General features: G+C 64.4%; 16 protein-coding genes. 9 read left to right on the top strand and 7 right to left on the bottom strand.

The annotated features are described in order from the left end of the window. Window positions 1-42: 42 nt before the first annotated feature. On the top strand, window positions 43-1,824 hold the full coding sequence (locus VRS74_RS10025) for a hypothetical protein (protein WP_354145122.1): 1,782 nt from the start codon (window positions 43-45) through the stop codon (window positions 1,822-1,824). Window positions 1,825-1,880: 56 nt separating this feature from the next. Further along, window positions 1,881-2,498: a Pr6Pr family membrane protein gene (locus VRS74_RS10020; protein WP_354145121.1), complete on the top strand. Its 618-nt coding sequence runs from the start codon at window positions 1,881-1,883 to the stop codon at window positions 2,496-2,498. On the opposite strand, the gene VRS74_RS10015 is transcribed toward VRS74_RS10020, so the two are convergent. Genes VRS74_RS10015 through VRS74_RS10005 form a run of 3 tightly spaced genes read right to left on the bottom strand, consistent with a single transcriptional unit; the run spans window position 2,476 to window position 4,923 of the window. Further along, window positions 2,476-3,042, bottom strand: coding sequence for a Smr/MutS family protein (locus VRS74_RS10015; RefSeq protein ID WP_354145120.1), 567 nt, complete (start codon window positions 3,040-3,042; stop codon window positions 2,476-2,478). The genes VRS74_RS10020 and VRS74_RS10015 overlap by 23 nt on opposite strands. Continuing rightward, entirely contained in the window at window positions 3,039-4,229 is a 1,191-nt protein-coding gene (gene mltA, locus VRS74_RS10010) for a murein transglycosylase A (RefSeq protein ID WP_354145119.1), read from the bottom strand. Before mltA ends, VRS74_RS10015 begins: the two co-directional genes overlap by 4 nt. 34 nt (window positions 4,230-4,263) lie before the next feature. After that, window positions 4,264-4,923, bottom strand: a complete 660-nt coding sequence (locus VRS74_RS10005) for a Tim44/TimA family putative adaptor protein (protein ID WP_354145118.1) — start codon at window positions 4,921-4,923, stop codon at window positions 4,264-4,266. A gap of 249 nt (window positions 4,924-5,172) precedes the next feature. Between VRS74_RS10005 and secB the strand changes: the two genes are divergently transcribed. The 4 genes from secB (at window position 5,173) to VRS74_RS09985 (ending at window position 9,206) form a co-directional block, all read left to right on the top strand. After that, entirely contained in the window at window positions 5,173-5,700 is a 528-nt protein-coding gene (gene secB, locus VRS74_RS10000) for a protein-export chaperone SecB (protein WP_354145117.1), read from the top strand. 29 nt (window positions 5,701-5,729) lie between these two features. After that, window positions 5,730-7,295 carry a murein biosynthesis integral membrane protein MurJ gene (gene murJ / locus VRS74_RS09995; RefSeq protein WP_354145116.1) on the top strand — a complete coding sequence of 522 codons (1,566 nt, stop codon included), beginning with the start codon at window positions 5,730-5,732 and terminating at the stop codon, window positions 7,293-7,295. 19 nt (window positions 7,296-7,314) lie between these two features. Beyond that, a complete protein-coding gene (gene trpS / locus VRS74_RS09990) occupies window positions 7,315-8,370 on the top strand; it encodes a tryptophan--tRNA ligase (RefSeq protein ID WP_354145115.1) in 1,056 nt (351 codons plus the stop codon). Window positions 8,371-8,519: 149 nt separating this feature from the next. Then, window positions 8,520-9,206 (top strand): DUF4136 domain-containing protein, encoded by a 687-nt coding sequence (locus tag VRS74_RS09985; RefSeq protein WP_354145114.1) that lies wholly within the window; start codon window positions 8,520-8,522, stop codon window positions 9,204-9,206. A gap of 91 nt (window positions 9,207-9,297) precedes the next feature. Here the strand turns inward: VRS74_RS09985 and dut are convergent, their stop codons facing one another. Both dut and coaBC read right to left on the bottom strand, forming a co-directional pair. Beyond that, a complete protein-coding gene (gene dut, locus VRS74_RS09980; protein ID WP_354145113.1) occupies window positions 9,298-9,756 on the bottom strand; it encodes a dUTP diphosphatase in 459 nt (152 codons plus the stop codon). Next, entirely contained in the window at window positions 9,749-11,452 is a 1,704-nt protein-coding gene (gene coaBC / locus VRS74_RS09975; protein WP_354145112.1) for a bifunctional phosphopantothenoylcysteine decarboxylase/phosphopantothenate--cysteine ligase CoaBC, read from the bottom strand. Before coaBC ends, dut begins: the two co-directional genes overlap by 8 nt. 190 nt (window positions 11,453-11,642) lie before the next feature. Here coaBC and VRS74_RS09970 point away from each other — a divergent pair, with 190 nt between their 5' ends. Continuing rightward, the gene (locus tag VRS74_RS09970; protein ID WP_354145111.1) at window positions 11,643-12,038 is read left to right on the top strand and encodes a DUF4345 family protein; all 396 of its coding nucleotides are present in this window, start codon (window positions 11,643-11,645) and stop codon (window positions 12,036-12,038) included. Window positions 12,039-12,043: 5 nt separating this feature from the next. On the opposite strand, the gene ubiB is transcribed toward VRS74_RS09970, so the two are convergent. Further along, on the bottom strand, window positions 12,044-13,603 hold the full coding sequence (gene ubiB, locus VRS74_RS09965; protein WP_354145110.1) for a 2-polyprenylphenol 6-hydroxylase: 1,560 nt from the start codon (window positions 13,601-13,603) through the stop codon (window positions 12,044-12,046). 121 nt (window positions 13,604-13,724) lie between these two features. Further along, window positions 13,725-14,456: a class I SAM-dependent methyltransferase gene (locus tag VRS74_RS09960; protein WP_354145109.1), complete on the bottom strand. Its 732-nt coding sequence runs from the start codon at window positions 14,454-14,456 to the stop codon at window positions 13,725-13,727. A gap of 169 nt (window positions 14,457-14,625) precedes the next feature. On the opposite strand from VRS74_RS09960, the gene mutM reads away from it, so the two are divergent. Both mutM and rpsT read left to right on the top strand, forming a co-directional pair. Then, window positions 14,626-15,441: a bifunctional DNA-formamidopyrimidine glycosylase/DNA-(apurinic or apyrimidinic site) lyase gene (gene mutM / locus VRS74_RS09955; RefSeq protein WP_354145108.1), complete on the top strand. Its 816-nt coding sequence runs from the start codon at window positions 14,626-14,628 to the stop codon at window positions 15,439-15,441. Between the two features lie 139 nt (window positions 15,442-15,580). Then, window positions 15,581-15,841: a 30S ribosomal protein S20 gene (rpsT, locus tag VRS74_RS09950; protein ID WP_354145107.1), complete on the top strand. Its 261-nt coding sequence runs from the start codon at window positions 15,581-15,583 to the stop codon at window positions 15,839-15,841. Window positions 15,842-16,075: the final 234 nt, after the last annotated feature.

Genomic DNA, 16,075 nt, shown 5'->3' with positions numbered 1-16,075 from the left:
GCCGGAATTATCGCTTTGGCAGCAGTAGTTGTTCCAGGCCTGATGGCATTCACGCCTGCCCCCGCCGCTGCGCAAGAGGACGGCACGAGTTTAGACGTGCGCGAATTCACATGCCCGCTGGGCGGTGCAAGTTTCAATCAAGACGTCGGCTACTACGCCTTCCCATTGCTGACGATGCCCGACGGCAGCTGGCTGGGCGATTACGAGACCGGAGTGCAAATCCCGGTCTGCCCGAACAATGGGCTGGTGCTCTTGCCAGATTTGACGCCCGCTGAGGACGAGGATGCCGATGGCAATCAGCCGATGCGCTATCTCGCCTATTCCGCCCCGGAATTGGCGGCGCTTCCGGCGCTAATTGCCGATCCTGAATATCACGCGCTCAAAAGCGATGGCGGTTACGCGCAGGCGTGGTGGATCGCCGACAAGCTTGGCCATTCGCCCCTCAGCCGCTTCATGCTGCTGCAGCGTTCGACCTGGGCGACCCGCGATCCCGCCTTGCGCAAGAAGCTGGTAGCCCGCTTTGCCGATCATGCACCGGCGCTGGTCGCGCAGTTTCCGCAGGAGGATATGCGCAAGCATTATTCGCAGCTGCTGATCGTCAATGCGCTGCGCGAATTGGGCCGGTTCGACGAGGCGCTGGTGTATCTCGATGCAATAGATTTCGAAGCAGCCGCCTACGAACCGATTGGATCGATCCTTTTGTATGGCGAGAAACTTCGCCTTGCCATCGCCCAGCGTGACGATGGCCGCTTCGCCGCCGAAACCCTTCCCGGCCGGATGGTCGGCGAAATCTGCGGCGGCGGGATGGCGGTCGTCTATGGCCCGACGAGCCCTGCAACCAAGGCCTCGTGCAAGATCAGGCGCGATCGCGAGGAGCAAGAGGAGCGAGACCGGAAAGCGGCCTATGAATTGCGCGATGACATCCCGGCGCTGACCCGCAAATGCGCCGATGTGCCGCCACCACAGCGCGGTGGCGCTCTCATTCTGGCCTGCGACCTGCTGCAAGACGATCTGGAGAGGATTGCCGCGAATGAATTGACGAAAGATGGCCGGGCGCTGGCGGCAAAATGCGATGCAAGCGATGAGGAGAGCCGCGATGAGGCCATGCGGCAAGCCTGCTTCAACTATGCTTCAGCCATAAAACGCGCGCTGGGCGAGCAGCTTCCGGACGATCCCGAAGCCTTCGCATTGTTCTGCGGCGAAGAGGCAACGGGCGGCGGGGCCGACGAGGACTTTTGGCTGCCTTCCGCCTGTGTCCGTGCGGAAATTTCGCTCGAGCACCGGAAGGTGGAGCGCTTGCTGGCCGATCCTGCCACGCTAGCCGGGCTTTGCGCGCGGGAGGAAGAAGTATCCAAGAATGATGTGCGCCTTGATGCAATCCTGAGTCGTACGTGCCTTTCCTATGAACTGGATCAGGAACGCGCCGCTATTGCCAACCTCGCCAGCGATGTTGCAGCATTCGACTGCGCTTGCGGGAAGTTCCGCAAGACCAACAGCGCCGGAAACGAAGTCTATGGACTGTCCGAAGCGCAAACGGAGTGCCGCAATGCATGGCGCCTGCGCGAGAACGACAAGGCCCGTGCCGCCGCCGAGGCCAAGGGGCTCAAATGCTTCAATGATGCAAGCTATAGCCCCGACCGCCCCCGCTGCGTCAGCCCGGAGAAATACGCGCTGGAAATGGCGCCAGCCGTTGACGATGGACCTGACCCCTTCGACCTTTCCTATTTCAATGAAGGCTCAAGCCTGATGGAGGTGGCCCATCTGCGCGCCGCCGCCATTATTGCAGAGGCCAAGCGGATCGGGCGCAGGCCTGACGAGCTCTAGCGCAAGCGCAGCTTAGGCGGCTTGGCGCGCGAATTTCCGGCGGCTAAACACGCCTCATGGACCAGCCCATGCCCTCGATCGCCCGCGCCTGTGCCGGTGCCATCGCCTTGCTCGCCCTCTGCGCGATTGCGCTGCAGACGACCATCAATCTCGAACAGGACGGTTTGCCGCTTGCGGCCTTCGCGCTGCTGCTGCGTTACTTCACGATCTGGAGCAACCTGGCCGCCGGGCTGATCCTGCTGGGGGTCGCGCTGGGCGGCCAGCCGGGCGAGCGGGTGCTGTTCGCGCTCGCGACCGCGCTTTCGGTGGTGGCGCTCGTCTATCACGCGCTGCTGGCGGCTGACCATCATCCGGTCGGGCTCGACTGGTGGACCAACCTCGCCTTCCACACGATCATCCCGGCAGCCGCGATCGCATGGTGGATCGCCTGGTCGGACCGGGCGCATCTGACCTGGCGCTCGCTTGCGCTCGTTACCCCGGTGCCGGTTGGCTACACCGCCTTCGCGCTGGTCTATGGCGCGGCGAGCGGCTTCTACCCTTATTTCTTCCTCGACCTGCCTGCGCTCGGCTGGACCCAGCTGCTGATCAATCTGGTGGGGCTTGGCCTGTTCTTCATGGCCATGGGCGCGCTGCTGCTGGGCCTGCGCCGGCTTACGCCAGCCGCGCGCGCTTGAGCACGAGGTAAAGCGCGCCTTCGCCGCCGTGGCGGATATGCGCCTTGCGCACGGCAGAGATCGCTTGCGAATGGCGGCTGGAAGCCAGCCAGTCGAGCAGCTTGGCCCGGATCGCGCCGCGCCGCTCGGCCCGGTCCGCCGGATCGACCGGACGAGGGCGTCCGGCAATCAGCAGCACCACCCGCGCCTCCATCGCGCGCGCCTGGTCCAGCCCGTGCATCAACCGGTCATAGGCGGTGTCGAGCGTGTAGCCGTGAAGGTCGAGCGTATAGTCGGGCTGGATCGTGCCCGCCTTGAACTTGCGGTCCCAATGCGAATCCAGCCCCGGCTGGGGCGGCGGCGGAGTGCGCGCGGCGACATGTGGCTTGGCGGCAGGCATCACCGGCTTTGCCACCGGGCGGACGAGCTTGGGTTCGGCATGCTGTTCGGCATGCGCGGGCTTTGCCAGCTTGGGCGGCTTGCGCCCCGGCAGCGGCGTGACGGTCGAGGCCAGCCGCGTCCATGCTTCGGCTTCCTCTGCGCTGAGGCCGCGCGGAACGCTCATCGCTGGCCAGTGAGGCGCGCTGCGGCCCCTTTCGGCAGGAACACCAGCGCCGAGCCACGCGAGCTCATCCCGCCTGCGATATGCTGTGCATCCTCGCCCGCGCCCCAGAATGTGTCGAACCGGTTGGCGCCCTTGATCGCGCCGCCGGTATCCTGCGCGATCCACAGCCCGTCCGCCTCGTCGCGCTCCATGTCGAGCCACACCGGCGCGCCCAGCGGTACGAAGCGCGGATCGGCCGCGACCGAGCTTTCGCGCCGCACCGGCACGCCCAGCGCGCCGAGCGGGCCATCGCCCTTGAGCTCGCGGAAGAAGATCCAGCTGGGGTTCATGCGCATCACCTCGCGCCCCTCTTCAGGATGGTCGCGCAGCCATGCGACGATGCCCTGCATCGAAGTGGGATATTGCCCGGGCTCGTTGCCGAGATGCCCCTGTTCGCGCAGCACACGGCCGATTGCGACATAGCCATGGCCGTTCTGCCCGGCATAGCCGATGCGGATCACTTCGCCATCGGGCGTGTGCAAGCGGCCCGAACCCTGGATCTGCAGAAAGAAGAATTCGACCGGATCGGCCGCCCAGGCGATCTCGAGCCCGCGCCCCGCGAGCGCGCCCTCCTCGATCTCCGCTCTGGTGTAATAGGGCACATGCGCGCCATCGGCGTCGGTCCGGCCCAGCGGCGGGCGCCCGGTTCGCGCATCTTCCGGCGTTTCCGCAGGCCAAGCCCGCACGAGATCGTCAGGCACGGCATAGACCGGCACTTCGCAGCCCGGCTGGCGGGTGCGGCATCCCGCGATTTCGGGCTCGAAATAGCCCGTCGCAAAGGCACTGCCTTCGCCCACGCGCACCGCTTCGAATTGCTGCTCGAAGAATTCGCGCGCCTGCCCCGCATCCCAACCGGAAGCGGCGTCGCAGGCAGGGCGCCAGTCATCGCGCTGGGTCAGCCCGCTTTCATCCTCGCGCGCAAGCAATTTGGGACAGGATTCGACGAAACCGGTGAGCGCGCTGCGCGCGTCTTCATGCGCCAACCCAAGCTCGGCCAGTGCGGGCCCGGGGGAAACGCCCGCCATCACCGCGCTGGTGACTTCGGGCGGGATAGTGGGGGGAGCGGGTGGCGGCACCATCGGCACGCATCCGGCCAGCGCAAGCAAGCCCAAAGCCACCGGCGCGGAGCAGTGTCTGCGCCGGATCATGCCCATTCTCCTGCTGGTGGGGTGCGGAAGGCGATCAGCCTTCGTCGGTCTCGTCGAGCAGCCAGTCGGGCCGCGGCGAACCGACATCGCGCGAGAAGGTCCAGATGTCGCGGCTTTCGATCGCATCGTCGAGCGAACCGGCAATCACATTGCCGTCGCTGTCGCGGGTGACCGCTGCGATGTCGGAAATGAAGAGCACCGCAACGCGCGCCATGCGCCCGTCGAGCACTGCCGAATGGATGCGGGTTTCCTCGATCCGGATCAGCTTGTTGTCGAGCGTCTGCCCGGCCTGCTCGCGCGCATCGATGGCTCCGGAGAAGCTGGCGTAAACGTCAGCGTCGCACAATTCCTTCAGCGTCTCGCGGTCGCCCTTCCAGAAGGCTTCGAGGACCATTTCATAGGCGCCCTTGGCGCCTTCGAGGAAGCCGATGATATCAAACCGCGGATCGGCCGCAGCAATCTCGCGCACGCCACGTTCCACCGCGGGCATCAGCCCGTCGAAACGCTGGGGCGCGCGCGCCTGGATCGCAGCCGCAGCCTTGGGAGTCGCAAGCGGGCCGCGCTCATCGTCATTCGCGTCGAAGCGATGCGGAATCGCCTCTTCCTCATGCTCGGCGCGCTGGCCCAGCACGGAATAGAGCCGCAGGCCAAGGAAGGCCGCAATCATGGCGAGAATGACAATTTCGACAATCACTTGATCTATCCAGCCTAGCTGCGGGGATCAGGCACCCCGCCTTCTACATGCCCCCAGACGACGTAAATAGGTCTTTCAGGGCCGAACCACAACGCCGGATGGCCTGTTCGGGTTCCTTTTTTCTGCGCGCATGGCTTTGCAGCATCGGTTGCGAGCGGGCGGCATGAGTGCTAGTCGGCGCGCCAAGCCGCTCATGGGCGGCATACACACCGCAATTCCTGAAATCCAAGACGCGAAAGTAACAAGACCATGGCCGAAGAAGGCGACGTCCTGACCAATCTCAACACCAATACCCCTGTTGGCAATGGCGAGGACACGCTGCCGACCGCCGGGATCATCACGCAATATGTGAAGGACCTTTCGGTCGAGAATCCCAACGCGCCCGCTGTGTACCAGTGGAAGGAACAGCCGCAGATCGACCTGCAGTTCAACATCGGCGCGAACAAGGTCAGCGACGAAGTGACCGAAGTCGAGCTGAAGGTGAACGTCACCGCCAAGAGCTCGCAAGGCAATGCCTATCTGATCGAGCTGGTCTATTGCGGGCTGATCGGCCTGCGCAACCTGCCCGAAGACCAGGCGCATGCCTTCCTCTTCGCCGAAGCGCCGCGCCTGCTGTTCCCCTTTGCTCGCGCGGTCGTGGCCGACGCCACCCGCGAGGCCGGGTTCCAGCCGCTGATGATCGACCCGATCGACTTCAACGGGCTCTACATCCAGCAGCTTCAGGCCAAGCGCGAGCAGGAAGCCGCCGCTGCGGCAACGCCCGCTGGCGAGGCCTGAGCGAGACCCAATGACCGGGAGGCTCTGACTTGAGCCTGCTCAAGAACGTCGGGACGATCGGCGGGCTGACCGCCGTGAGCCGCGTGTTCGGTTTCCTGCGCGACATCATGCTGGCCCGCGTCCTTGGCGCGGGCGGCGTGGCCGACGCGTGGCAGCTCGCCTTCCAGCTCCCCAACCTGTTCCGCAGGCTGTTTGCCGAAGGCGCTTTCGCAAGCGCCTTCGTGCCGCTGTTCAATCGCCACATGACCGAAGGCGAGAGCGAGGCACGGCGCTTCGCCAGCGAAGTGCTGGCGGTGCTGCTGCCGATCCTCGTGGTGTTTGGCGCAGTGATGATGCTGGCGATGCCATGGGTGCTGTGGCTGTTCGCCAATGCCGAATTGCGCGCCGATGCCGAGCATTACGCGCTGGCCGTGACTATGGGGCAAATCGCCTTCCCCTATTTGCTGTTCATGAGCCTCGCCACGCTCACCGCGGCGGTGCTCAATTCGCTGTCGCGTTTCGCTGCTGCCGCAGCCGCGCCGATCCTGCTCAATATCTGCCTGCTGGTGGCGCTGTTCTGGGGCGCGCTGCAACCGGGCGGCGAAGCGACCCGTCAATCGACGGGCATGTTCCTTGCGATCGCGGTGTCGGTCAGCGGACTGCTGCAATTGCTGTGGCTGCGCCACTGGATGCGCAAGGCCGGGTTCTCGATCCCCTTTGCCCGCCCGCGGCTCACCGCGCGGGTCAAGGAAATGGGCGTGCTGATCGTGCCCGCCGTATTCGGCGCGGGCGTCTACCAGATCAGTCGCTTCATCGACCTCGCCTTCATCCGCGTCCTGCCCGACGGCAGCCTGACCTATATGGCGATGGCCGACCGCTGGAACCAGCTGCCGCTGGGCATCATCGGCATCGCACTGGGCACCGCGATCCTGCCCGCACTGAGCCGCTTTATCGCGCGCGAAGAAGGCGACGAGGCGCAGCGGCTGCAATCGAACGTAATCGAGCTGTCCATGCTGCTGACCGTACCTGCGGCAGTGGCGCTGTTCGTAACGGGCAGCGCCTTTGTGCGCGTGTTCATGCAGGCGGGTGCATTCACCGCCGAAGACGCGGCTGTCACCGGATCGCTGGTATCCGGGCTCGTCATCGGCCTGCCCGCTTATGTGCTGGTCAAGGTGCTGACCCCCAATTTCTTCGCGCGCAAGGACACGCGCACGCCGGTGATCACCGCCGCGCTCAGCCTGGTGGTGACGGTTGCGCTCAACCTCTATCTGGTCCCGCGCATCGGCGTGATGTCGCTGGCGGTGGCGGGCGCGATTGGCGCGTGGGTCAACACAGCATTGCTTTATGGCATATTGGTGCGGCGCGGTTTCTTCACGCTCACCGGCCGCGTGGTTGGACGGCTTGCCCGCATCGTGCTTGCCGCCGTGCCGATGGGCGCGGCGCTGTGGGCGGCGATGATCTATTGCGACGCCTATTTCACCGGCACCACGGCCGAGCGGATGGGATCGATCCTTGCGCTGATCGCGATCGGGCTGGTGAGCTATGCAGTCGCAGCCGCAGTGCTGGGGGTGCTCGACAAGTCCATGGTCCAGCGCCTAATGCGCCGCCAGGCATAAACCCATTAGAGATTCTTTCATGCGCGTCGTTTCCGGTATCCAGCCCACGGGCAATCTCCACCTCGGCAATTACCTGGGGGCGATCCGCAATTGGGTGCGGATGCAGGACGAGATGGAGGAGGGCAATCGCGCTCAAGCAGCCGAAGGCGGTAGCGCAGACAGGAACGACTGCCTGTTCTTTCTCGCCGATCTTCACGCCATTTCGCAGCCGCATAATCCGGCCGAGCTGGCTTCCGCCACGCTGGAGATGACTGCGGCGCTGGTCGCTTGCGGGATCGACCCAAATCGTTCGATCCTGTTCAACCAGGCGCAAGTGCCCGCGCATGCCGAACTACAATGGTTGCTCAACGGCACGGCGCGAATGGGCTGGCTCAACCGCATGACGCAGTGGAAGGACAAGGCCGGCAAGAACCGCGAAGGGCAGAGCGTTGCGCTGTTCACCTATCCGGTGCTGCAGGCGGCGGACGTGCTGCTCTACCAGGCGACGCATGTGCCGGTCGGCGAAGACCAGAAGCAGCATCTCGAGCTGGCGCGCGACATCGCGCAGAAATTCAACAACGACTTCTGCAGCGAAGATGCGCCGGTGTTCACTCTGCCCGAGCCGATCGTGCCGCCCGAAGCCGCGCGGATCATGTCGCTGCGCGACGGCAGCGCCAAGATGAGCAAGTCCGATCCTTCGGACATGAGCCGCATCAATCTGTCCGACGATGCCGACGAGATCATGAAGAAGGTCAAGAAGGCCAAGACCGATCCCGAACCGCTGCCGAGCGAAGCGGCGGGGCTCGAAGGGCGGCCCGAAGCGCTCAATCTGGTCGGGATCTATTGCGCGCTGACCGGCAAGACCACCGACGACGTGCTCGGCGAATTCGGCGGACAGGGCTTCGGCGTGTTCAAGCCTGCGCTGGGCGAAGTCCTGGTCGAGACGGTTTCGCCGATCACCGCACGCTTCCGCGAGCTCAAGGCGGACCGCGAAGCGCTCGACACCATATTGGCGCGCGGCGCCGCACGGGCGCGCGAACTGGGCCTGCCCACGCTGGGCAAAGCCTACAAGGCGCTGGGGCTGGTGCGCGGGTAAGCTACGCTTTTTGCGGCACTTGCCGCACGCGCGCATTCAATCCCTATTCAGCACTTCGGCTTTACAAGCGGTGCCATGAGTGACAGCCTGCCGGTGTTCGGTGGGTTCACTGCGCGCCTTGCCGCGCGAAAAAGGACGAAAGTGGTATCATGACGATGAGAGAGCCGCTCCGCGCCCGCAACCTCAAGCTGGCTTGTGTGCCGCTGCTGCTGGCGGGCCTCGCCGCCTGCGCTTCGCCGGGCTTCAAGGCCGACGTGTCGCGCTTCCAGGCGCAGCTTCCCGACCCGGCGGGCGAAAGCTTTGCCGTGGTGGCGGACGATCCGGCGCTGGCGGGCGGGCTCGAATTCGCGCGCTATGCCGATCTGGTCGAAGCGCAGATGGAACGGCTCGGCTACAAGCAGGCCGATGCCGGACAAGCGAGCCTGCTGGTGCGGTTCGACTATGGCGTCGACAATGGCCGCGAGAAAGTGCGCACCACCGACACCGGCTTCTACGATCCGTTCTGGGATCCGTGGTATCGCGGCTCTTACCGCAGCCGTTTCTACCGCCCGCGCAGCGCCTGGGGCTATGGCTTCTACGATCCGTGGTTCGGCGGCCCCGAAGTGCGCAGCTACACCGTCTACACCAGCGGGATCGAAGTGAAGATCGACCGCGCGGGCACTGGCGAGCGGCTGTTCGAAGGCAAAGCGCAAGCCGTCTCCACCTCCAACCGCCTGCAATATCTCGTGCCCAACCTCGTCGAAGCGATGTTCGTCGACTTCCCCGGCAATTCGGGCGAGACGCTGCGCATCACGATCCGGCCCGAAGAGACCAAGGTCCGCAAGATCGAAAACTGATACGGCGCACAGCCAATTTCCGCATCGCGGATATGAATAGGGCGGCACCGCAAGGCGCCGCCATTTCTCGTTGCTGCGACGGATTGCGCGGCTAGAGCTTCTCGTGCCCGCCGGTCGAACCGAACCCGCCCGCACCGCGCGCAGTCTCGTCGAGTTCGTCGACTTCGTTCCATTCGGCCTGCGTCACCGGCGCGAGCACCAGCTGCGCCACGCGGTCGCCCCGCGCGATCGCGAAGGGTTCTGCGCCATGGTTGATCAGTATCACCTTCAGCTCGCCGCGATAGTCGCTGTCGATCGTGCCCGGCGTGTTGGGAACGGTGATGCCGTGCTTCAGCGCGAGGCCCGAACGCGGGCGAACCTGGATCTCGTATCCGTGCGGGATCGCCAGCGCGAGGCCGGTCGCCACCGCATGGCGCGCACCTGGCGCGATTGAGACGGTCTCGGCTGAAACCACGTCCATCCCGGCAGCACCGCTGGTGGCGTAATGTGGCAAATCCAACCCGACACCGTTTGGCAGGCGCTTGACCCGCACGCCCACCTTGTCACCCATCGGCTTGCTTCGCCTTCAATGCATCCGCCATCCGCTGGACCAGCGCCATCGCCACTTCCAGCTTGGGCATTTCCTCAAGGCTTTCGACGCCTTCGTCGCTGACGATGTGCACGCGGTTGGTGTCGCCGCCCATCACATTGCCCGACACGTCATTGGCGACGATCCAGTCGGCCGCCTTGCGCTTGCGCTTCTTCTTGGCGTTCTCGATCACGTCCTCGGTCTCGGCGGCGAAACCGACCACCAGCGACGGGCGATCGGACGCTGCGGCGACATTGGTGAGGATGTCCGGATTCTCGGTCAGCACCAGCGCCGGCGGGGCCGAGCCGCGCTTCTTCATCTTCTCGGTCTTATATTCCTTCGGGCGCCAATCCGCGACCGCAGCAACCATCACCGCGATATCGGCAGGCAGCCCCTTCTTCACGGCGTCGTTCATCTGCTGCGCGCTTTCGACGTCGATCCGTTTGACCCCCTCGGGCGTCTTGAGCGAGACCGGGCCAGACACCAGCGTGACCTTGGCCCCCAACGCGGCGGCGGCGGCAGCGATGGCGAAGCCCTGCTTGCCCGAGGAACGGTTGGCGATGTAGCGCACCGGGTCGATCGCTTCCCAGGTCGGCCCGGCAGTGACCAGCACATGCTTGCCCTTGAGCGGGCGATGGCCGCGCTCGACCTCGAACGCCACGCCAGCCAGCGCATCTTCCTCATCTGCAACCACGTCCTGCGGCTCGATCGCAGCTTCGCTCTCTTCGCCTTCGAAAGGCTCGGGCTCGGCATCGCCCGCACCTGTCTTGACGGTGTGGTTGATCGCTTCGGGATCGGTCGGCGGAGCGGAGCTCGCCGTGCCCTTCTTGGCCAGGATCGGCCCTTCTGCGGCGGGAGCAACCTCTTCGGCTTCCTCGCCCGCTTCGGGCGCTTCCTCGGTCTCTGCAGCGAGCTGCGCCGCTTCTTCCTCTTCAAGGAATTCGGCTTCGATCTCTTCGGCGGAGCGCTTGGGGGTGGAGCGCGGGATGATCGAAGCGAGCAAACCGCCTAGTCCGCCGCCCTTGGGCGCGACTTCGGGTTCGAGCGCCTCGTCGGACACCTCGCCCTCTTCCTCTTCTTCCGGTTCCGCAGCGGGAAGCCGGGCAGGTTTCGGTTCGGGCAATTCGACTTCGATGCCGAAATGGCCGGCGATTTCCGCCCAGATCACTTCGGGTTCTGGCAAGCGGCCATAGCCGAACTCGCCGCAGGCCATCGCCCCTTCGTCGGGATCGAGCACCTTGACGCCCGCCTGCCGCAGCCAGGCGAGGTTGCGCTGGGTCGCATCATGTTCCCACATGCGCACGTTCATCGCGGGGACCGCCATCACCGGCTTGTCGGTGGCGAGGATCAGCGTGGTCGCCAGATCGTCCGCGATCCCGGCCGCCATCTTCGCCATCAAATCCGCTGTTGCCGGGCACACCACAACCAGGTCTGCCTCGCGGCTCAGCTGGATATGCCCCATCTCGGCTTCGTTCTTCAGGTCCCACAGCGTGGTGTGGACCTGGTTCTCGCTCAATGCGGCGAGCGCCATCGGCGTGACGAACTGCTGCCCGCCCGCGGTCAGCACGCAAGTGACATCGCCCCCGCCCTTGCGGATCAGGCGGACCAGCTCGCACGATTTGTAAGCGGCGATACCGCCACCCACCACGAGCAGAATTTTCGGCCCTGCGCCGCTCACGAGCAAAATCCCGTGTCAGCGCGCTGCGACACACACATGATTGCGAAAAGCTCCCCTGGTTTGAACCGCCTTACCGAAGCCTAGCCGCATAGCCAGCCCCAGCCAACCCTGCGTTATAGTGGTTAAGTTTTACCTAGCGCTTTCCTAACATGCGGCTAACAATGGCAGGAAGATTTTGGGGGAGCCACAGATGATCCTGATGCTGCGCGCGCTGCTTTTCGTGGGCGGATTGTTCTTCGTGCTGATGGGAATCGGTTTCCTGCTCGATCCGGTGGGCGCGGGTGCCGATTTCGGGATCAGCCCGCAAGGTACGTTAGGCATGGCCTCGATCCGCGCCGACATGACCGCATTCTTCATCGTCGCGGGCGGATGCCTCGTATGGGGCGCCTATGCGCGAAAGGGCGATCCGCTGCTGGTTTCGGCCGCGCTGATGGGCATCGCGCTGGTGGGCCGCTTCGTGACATTGGCGATCGACGGGCCGCACGACATGTTCTGGCAACCGATGGTGGTCGAGGCCGTGACAGCGATCGTGGCGCTGATCTGCAGCCGTGTGCTGCCGCACCACGCTTTCGATGGCGAAGACTGAGCGGGTCAGCCGATCCAGCCTAGCGCCAAGGCTCCATATAGCCCTGCCGCGCCAATAGCGGCCGCCAGCACATAACCGATCCATCCGCGGTCCTTGCGCGCGCGGCTTTCCCACATCAACTCGATCTCGGGCAGCGGCGGCGGCTCGGGCGCGCCGCCCTTGGCCGGGAACTGGTCTTCCACCCGCCGCAGCAAATCGGGCAGGCGCAGCAGCGTAGAGAAATTCTCCCTGATCGCATCGGCCAGCGCGGCCTCAGGGCCGAGCTCGTCGCGCACCCAGCCGCGCACATAGGGGGCTGAAGTGTCCCACATGTTGATCTGCGGGTTGAGTTGGGTGGCGATGCCTTCGACCATCACCATGGTCTTTTGGAGCAGCAGCAAATGCGGCTGGGTCTGCATGTCGAAATCGCGGGTGATCGCGAACAGACCGTCCAGCATCTGGCCGACGCTGAGCTCGCTCACCGGCTTGCCGCGCATCGGCTCACCCACGGCGCGCAGCGCAGTCGCGAATTCGTCGACCGAGTGATAGCTCGGGACATATTTCGCTTCGAAATGTATTTCGGCCACTCGGCGGTAATTGCCGGTGGTGAGGCCATAGAGGATTTCGGCCAGCCACACGCGGGCCCGCCGGTCGATCCGCCCCATGATCCCGAAATCGATCGCCACGATCGTGCCGTCGTCCTCGACGAACAGATTGCCCTGGTGCATGTCGGCATGGAAATAGCCGCCGCTGATCGCCTGAGTCAGGAATGCCAGCACCAGCCGGTTGGCCAGCGCGGGCAGATCGTGCCCCTTTGCCCTGAGCTCTTCGACCTTGCTAATCTTGATGCCGTCGACCCATTCGATCGTCATCACCCGGCCATTGGTGCGGTCCCAATCGACCGCAGGCACGCGATAGCCGGCAAATCCCTTCATCGAATCGGCGAGTTCGGAAGCGGAAGCCGCCTCGCGCCGCAAATCGAGCTCGCGATTGGTCCAGCGCTTGAAATTGGCGATGGTCAGCTGCGGGCGCAGCCGCCGCGCTTCGTCGCTGCCGAGCGCCTCGAGATGCACCGCCGCCCATTCATAGGTATTAATGTCGCGGGCAAAGCGTTCGCGGATGCCCGGGCGCAGCACCTTCACCGCAACCTGCCGCCCGTCGCTCGTCACCGCGCGATGGACCTGCGCGATCGAGGCCGCGCCAACCGGTACGGGGTCGATATGCTGGAACAGTTCGCTCAGCGGCTTGTCGAAAGTAGCCGCAATCGATGCTTCGATCTCGCTGAACGGAACCGGTGGCAGGCTGTCCTGCAAGGTCAGGAGGTTGTTCGCAGCTTCCTCGCCGACCAGGTCGGGCCGGGTCGCCAGCGTCTGCCCCAGCTTGATTGCGGCGGGGCCGATATCCTTGAACGCCCCGGCATAATCAGGGATCTCGGGCTGGAACGTGCCGAAGCGAGCGATCCGGGCGAGGCGCTTTACTGCGACCGGCGTGTTTGGATCGCGCTCGATCCCGCGCAGCGCACCGTGCCGCGCCAGCGTGCGGCCCCACTTCAGGAGCCGGAAGATATGCGTGGCCGGACGTGGCATCAGCTTTGCTCGCCTGACGGCTCGAACGGTGCCAGCCCGCTCCCCCGCCCAGCCACCCGACAGGGTGAGACTCTGGGTGGCTGGGCGGGGGAGCAGGCCGGTGCCGAACGCAGCAAGGACACTAAATCTTCCACCCCGAATGGATGTTCACTGCGCCGCCCAGGATCTTTTCGACACGCGTGTTCACAAACCCCGCGCCCCTGATCATCCGTTCGAATTCATGTGCCAGCGGGAACCGGCGGATCGATTCGGCAAGGTAGCGATAGCTCTCTTCGTCATCGGCAATCGCCTTGCCCAGCTTGGGCATGATCTGATGCGAATAGAGATCGTAGATTTCCTTGAAGCCCGGCCAGTCGGTGGTGCCGAATTCCATACAGAAAAAGCGACCGCCGGGTTTCAGCACCCGGTGCGCTTCACGCAGCGCCTTGTCGATATGAGTGACGTTCCTGATGCCGAACACGATCGTGTAGGCATCAAAAGTGTTCGACGGGTAGGTCAGCGTCTCCGCATTCTGGCATGACCACGACAGTCCATCGATGCCGCGTTCCATCGCGCGTTCGATGCCAACGTCGAGCATATCCTGGTTGATGTCTGCCACCACCACTTCGGCCCCGCGCGCCGCCATGCGGAAGGCAATGTCGCCGGTGCCGCCCGCCATGTCGAGAATCGCCTCATGCGGTTGCGGCTTCACGCGCTTGACGAAACGATCCTTCCAGAGACGATGCATGCCGCCCGACATGGCGTCGTTCATCACGTCATATTTGCGCGCGACGTTGGAAAAGACCGCGCCCACACGGCGGGTCTTTTCGTCGGGGGCTACGTCTTCATAGCCGAAGGAAACCTTATCACTCATGGCTCTGCGCCTTAGATGGAATTGTCACTCGGTCAAAGGGTGATAAGGGAACATCTTTGTTGCGTACGGTGCCGGCCCGCTCCCCCTCCCAGCCACCCGATATGGTTCCCGGCAGGCTATCGGGTGGCTGGGAGGGGGAGCGGGCTGGAACCGCCGATCGAAAGAAGCCATGCCAGAACTTCCAGAGGTTGAGACAACGGTCCGCGGCCTTGCCCGGTTCCTTGACGGCGCGCGGATCACCCGCGTGGCGCTGAACCGCCCCGATCTTCGCCGCCCGTTCCCGCCGGAACTGGTGCAAGTGCTGACCGGAGCCGAAGTGACCGGCCTTTCACGGCGCGCCAAATACGGGCTCATCCATACCGACCGCGAGCAGACCATAGTGTTCCACCTCGGCATGAGCGGACGCTGGCGGATCGATCCGGGCGAGCCCGACAAGCACGACCATCTCGTGATCGAAACCGCCGACCACCGTTTCGCGCTGTGCGATCCGCGCCGCTTCGGCTCGGTCGACCTCGTGCCGACCGGCGAACTGGATGCATGGGCGCCCTTTGCTGCGATGGGCCCCGAACCGCTCGGGCCCGGTCTCGGCGCCGCACAGCTCAAAGTCGCGCTCAAAGGGCGAAGCCAGGCGATCAAGCTGTGTCTCCTCGACCAGCGCATCGTGGCCGGGCTAGGCAATATCTATGTGTGCGAGGCTCTGTGGCGCGCCGGCATCCATCCGCGCAAACCCGGCGGCAAGGTCACAAGGCCGCAGCTCGAACGGCTGGTGCCTGCGATCCGCGAAGTGCTCGAGCAATCGATTCGCGATGGTGGCTCGACCCTGCGCGACTTCGCTCAGCCCGACGGCGAACTGGGCTATTTCGCCACGCGCTTCGACGTCTACGGACGCGAAGGCGAAGCGTGCCGCCACGCGGATGGGGGCGTCATCCGGCGCATTGCGCAAGGCGGGCGCAGCAGTTGGTTCTGCCCGAACTGCCAGCGCTAGGCGATCCGGCTAGTTCGGCTTGACGATTCGGGACATCGCGACTATGTGCGCCGCTTTCCGGCGGTTCGCTGCCGTTTCCGAGCAACATTAAAGACAGATTTTTCCGGCCGTATCAGGCGGTCGAGAGACAAGGACGAACATGGCCAATACGCCGCAAGCCAAGAAGCGCATCCGCCGCAACAACCGCCGCGCCGCAGTGAACGGTGCGCGCATGAGCCGCATCCGTACTTTCGTGAAGAAGGTGGAAGCCGCGATCGAAGGTGGTGACAAGGCCACTGCCGCTGAAGCGCTCAAGGCTGCGCAGCCCGAACTGGCTCGCGGTGTGGCGCGCGGCGTGCTCCACAAGAACACCGTGGCGCGCAAGATGTCGCGCCTGACCAAGCGAGTCGCAGCACTCTGATTCGCTTTTGGACGGCGTTTCAGCGCCGCTGAACGGCACAAGGGCCGACCCCAAAAGGGTCCGGCCCTTTTGTTTTGTCCGGCAGGTAAAGCCCGCTTCGCAAGAAACCCTAGGTTTTTCCACGATTCGCATCGTTCAAAGGCAGCAAATCGTTTATTTTCAATATTTTGAACGGAAGTTTGCGGGTTTGGGGCGAGTCAACCGAATTATTTCTCTTTTTTTACGGTTTGCCCC

It is taken from the genome of Altererythrobacter litoralis, from assembly GCF_036324225.1.
Taxonomy (GTDB): domain Bacteria; phylum Pseudomonadota; class Alphaproteobacteria; order Sphingomonadales; family Sphingomonadaceae; genus Erythrobacter; species Erythrobacter litoralis_A.
This window is presented reverse-complemented; position numbering and strand designations above follow the sequence as displayed.

What these genes read in the sequence shown, in the direction of transcription:
- VRS74_RS10015 (WP_354145120.1), bottom strand. Translation starts at nt 3,042, where the DNA reads ATGAGCGTTCCGCGCGGCCTCAGCGCAGAGGAAGCCGAAGCATGGACG.
- rpsT (WP_354145107.1), top strand. Translation starts at nt 15,581, where the DNA reads ATGGCCAATACGCCGCAAGCCAAGAAGCGCATCCGCCGCAACAACCGC.
- ubiB (WP_354145110.1), bottom strand. Translation starts at nt 13,603, where the DNA reads ATGCCACGTCCGGCCACGCATATCTTCCGGCTCCTGAAGTGGGGCCGC.
- VRS74_RS09985 (WP_354145114.1), top strand. Translation starts at nt 8,520, where the DNA reads ATGACGATGAGAGAGCCGCTCCGCGCCCGCAACCTCAAGCTGGCTTGT.
- mutM (WP_354145108.1), top strand. Translation starts at nt 14,626, where the DNA reads ATGCCAGAACTTCCAGAGGTTGAGACAACGGTCCGCGGCCTTGCCCGG.
- secB (WP_354145117.1), top strand. Translation starts at nt 5,173, where the DNA reads ATGGCCGAAGAAGGCGACGTCCTGACCAATCTCAACACCAATACCCCT.
- VRS74_RS09970 (WP_354145111.1), top strand. Translation starts at nt 11,643, where the DNA reads ATGATCCTGATGCTGCGCGCGCTGCTTTTCGTGGGCGGATTGTTCTTC.
- mltA (WP_354145119.1), bottom strand. Translation starts at nt 4,229, where the DNA reads ATGATCCGGCGCAGACACTGCTCCGCGCCGGTGGCTTTGGGCTTGCTT.
- VRS74_RS10025 (WP_354145122.1), top strand. Translation starts at nt 43, where the DNA reads ATGGCATTCACGCCTGCCCCCGCCGCTGCGCAAGAGGACGGCACGAGT.
- VRS74_RS09960 (WP_354145109.1), bottom strand. Translation starts at nt 14,456, where the DNA reads ATGAGTGATAAGGTTTCCTTCGGCTATGAAGACGTAGCCCCCGACGAA.
- VRS74_RS10020 (WP_354145121.1), top strand. Translation starts at nt 1,881, where the DNA reads ATGGACCAGCCCATGCCCTCGATCGCCCGCGCCTGTGCCGGTGCCATC.
- dut (WP_354145113.1), bottom strand. Translation starts at nt 9,756, where the DNA reads ATGGGTGACAAGGTGGGCGTGCGGGTCAAGCGCCTGCCAAACGGTGTC.
- trpS (WP_354145115.1), top strand. Translation starts at nt 7,315, where the DNA reads ATGCGCGTCGTTTCCGGTATCCAGCCCACGGGCAATCTCCACCTCGGC.